General features: G+C 58.3%; 3 protein-coding genes and 1 pseudogene. 1 reads left to right on the top strand and 3 read right to left on the bottom strand.

Annotated elements, in window-relative coordinates; translation table 11 throughout:
• Nucleotides 1–321 (bottom strand): annotated as a pseudogene (locus tag LH128_RS25940) (IS6-like element IS6100 family transposase); the annotation flags it as partial.
• 66 nt (nt 322–387) lie between these two features.
• On the opposite strand from LH128_RS25940, the gene LH128_RS32530 reads away from it, so the two are divergent.
• On the top strand, nt 388–930 hold the full coding sequence (locus LH128_RS32530; RefSeq protein ID WP_172705178.1) for an energy transducer TonB: 543 nt from the start codon (nt 388–390) through the stop codon (nt 928–930).
• A gap of 434 nt (nt 931–1364) precedes the next feature.
• Here the strand turns inward: LH128_RS32530 and LH128_RS25935 are convergent, their stop codons facing one another.
• Nucleotides 1365–2519 (bottom strand): IS110 family transposase, encoded by a 1155-nt coding sequence (locus tag LH128_RS25935; RefSeq protein WP_037521428.1) that lies wholly within the window; start codon nt 2517–2519, stop codon nt 1365–1367.
• 37 nt (nt 2520–2556) lie between these two features.
• On the bottom strand, nt 2557–2900 hold a 344-nt coding region (locus LH128_RS25930; protein ID WP_008832662.1), incomplete at its 5' end, for a toprim domain-containing protein.

The raw sequence follows: 2900 nt of genomic DNA, 5'->3' as shown, positions 1-2900 counted from the left end.
CGGCGACAGGTAGAAATCGATCGTGTCGCCCCGCTTGTCGACTGCCCGGTACAGGTAGGTCCACTTGCCCCGCACCTTGACGTAGGTTTCATCCAGGCGCCAGCTCGGATCAAAGCCACGCCGCCAGAACCAGCGCAGCCGCTTCTCCATCTCCGGGGCGTAGCACTGGACCCAGCGATAGATCGTCGTATGGTCGACCGAAATGCCGCGTTCCGCCAGCATTTCCTCAAGGTCGCGATAGCTGATCGGATAGCGACAATACCAGCGCACCGCCCACAGGATCACATCACCCTGGAAATGGCGCCACTTGAAATCCGTCATCGTTCCGTCCGTCCAATCTCCGCCAAGCATGCTCAAGCTTCACGATTTTTGCAACAGAGCCGTTCGATGGACCCGCACAAGCCTAATTGGCCCGTCGAGCGCCTTATGTCAGTTGCATTAGAGCAATCTGCTCTACCGGCCTTTACGAGAGCGCTAGAGGATAATCGCACACTTTGTCTGGTCAGTAATCAAGTACAGGTTGAGATTGCCGTTCCCAAGGCGGATCGTTGGAGCCAGACCACGATTTGCTTGGAAAAAGTTGGCAACCAGTTGCTAACAGCTTCACCGAAAAATGCAAATGGCAGTACGGCGAACGTTAGTCGAGACGTACCTCTTCCCCGCGGATCCGGGAAAGAATGGTTTTCGGTGAACAATTATCCCGCCAGAGCGCGCGCAGCTAATATACAAGGAGATGTATCTGTCGCCGTAAGTGTTGATAAGTACGGTTACCCCGTAGGCTGTAGTGTTGTCGAATCGTCTAATAATAAAGATTTAGATGAAGGCGCATGTTCCCGCCTCGTCGCCGTGGCGCGATTTTTTCCCGCACTGGAAAAAGACGGCAGAGCAGTTAATGGTGTATGGAAAACCGTCATACGTTGGCGACTTTAGTGCGAATGCGGGACGCTGAGTAAAGTCGGCTCGCCTGAGATCATCGGCATGTCCGCTTTGGGGCGTGTCCGGTCAGGCCGTTTTTTCACCTTCCGGTGCTTAGCGGACCCCGCAGACGATCGCCCCGAACAGTTCGCCGTCGGGCGTAGCAGGACCATGGCACCGAAAATCCTTCGCGCGTTTTTACATCGTGACGACCTCCAAGTTCGGATCCCCAAGTCTGAGCCATTTCACGCGTACCGTCAGCCGGTCCGCTACAACCTCACATCCGGTCGCCGCTCCCACGCGGCTGCACCATAATCCCGCTTTCGCCGGGTCTGGCTCAGGTGACGAGACCAATCTCTACGAGCGGCATATGAAGCCAGAGGAGGGGGCGGTTCGTCTACCTGGATCCCGCGAGGTCGATGCCTCGCTGGATATTCGAACTAATTCGATCAGGCTGCCTTTAAGATGGCGCCTTTGGGCACGACGCCGGCCGTGGAAAATTGCCACAGCGCGATAAGCAGCTTTCGTGCCATTGCTACGATCATGACCCGGCGAATGCGTCCGCCGCCGTCCTGAACGCGCTGATTGAACCACTGAGATAATTCGAAGCCTGGTTGATGGCGAAGCCAGAGCCACGCGACCTGAATCATCGTCGTTCGAAGACGCTTGTTGCCCGCCTTCGATACTCCTTGCTCGCGGTCGATAGTACCGCTCCTCCATGGCGATGGTGCTAAACCTGCATACGCTGCAACCTGCCGTCGGTTGGCAAAGTGGCGGTAAAAGCCTTCACTGTACAAAGTGCCGGCGAACTCATGGCCGATACCCCGTAGCTGAAGCAGGAGCCCTGGCGCGTTTGCCGTCCCCACGGCCTCAACCGTAGGCAACATGGCGTCCCGGACTTTGTTGACCTCGTCGATCTGAGCTATCACCATCTCCAGGCGATCGAGTTCACGTTCGATCTGGCGACTGATGTGGTTCGGGAGAGGCCGGCCATCGCCGGTTCGCAGTTCCTCAAGAAGCGCCCGCCGATTCGCCTTCACTGGCTCGTATCCAGTGATCCCTTGGGCAAACAGCAATCCCTTGATGCGATTGACATGCTGGATGCGCTCGCCAACGAGTACCCGTCGTTCGCGCCCGATCCGCCGACGGTCTTCGTCCTCGACACTAGGCACCGCCACCATGGCACATACCCGCGGCTCGCCACGTTTGTAGGCGAGCAGCGCGCGCACCAGCGCCTCGCCATCAAGGCGATCGGTCTTGGCCCGCCGACTGCGCCGAGAGGTGGCAATCGAAGCCGCATCCACGACGTGGCTTTCAATGCCTTCATTCACAAGACAACGGTGAATCCAGAAACCGTCGAGACCCGCCTCCTGAATCACGACCAAACTATAGGAGATACCGGTGCGCTCGCGCACCTTCGTCTCCAGCTGACAAAATCTTGCGAGAAGAGCTACGATGTCACCCCCCGGTACCGTATGACGGGACATCCGCTCACCATTACCGGGCGCCAGTGAAGTGACGAGCCAAGTAGATCGGCTCAATTCCAAAGAAACGAAGATTGCATTCAGCTGCGTGCTGATGGTGGCATGAGATGAAACTGACACGAGCTACCTCCTTCACGATCTGCGTGCGCCGATCTTATCATCGCTGGCACCGTCCCGCGCCCATGGTATCTCTCTTCTGCGTCTCGAGGGCTTCAAGCGCCTGTGCCCAATCCTTGTAGCCCTTGGGGAAATCGACGCGGATCACGCGGTTGTCGCTGGCGTAGCGATGTGATGCCCGGTTTACGGCCCGGCGCCCCGCTATGTCGCAGTCGCCCGCCAGGATCAGTTCAGTCACGCTGTCGGGAATCGTCGCCAGGCCGAAACGTCGCGACCCAAGCGTTGCCCAGCACGGAAGCTTATGGAGCAGGCTCCACGCGCGAGCGGTCTCGAAGCCTTCGGCAAGGCCGATGGTGGGACCGGTACCGCCCCCACGCCATGCGC

This window comes from Sphingomonas sp. LH128, assembly GCF_000293195.2.
In the GTDB taxonomy this organism is placed as follows: Bacteria; Pseudomonadota; Alphaproteobacteria; order Sphingomonadales; family Sphingomonadaceae; genus Novosphingobium; species Novosphingobium resinovorum_A.
This window is presented reverse-complemented; position numbering and strand designations above follow the sequence as displayed.

Excerpts from the sequence above, each read along its gene's own strand:
- LH128_RS32530 (WP_172705178.1), top strand. The coding sequence starts at position 388 with ATGGACCCGCACAAGCCTAATTGGCCCGTCGAGCGCCTTATGTCAGTT.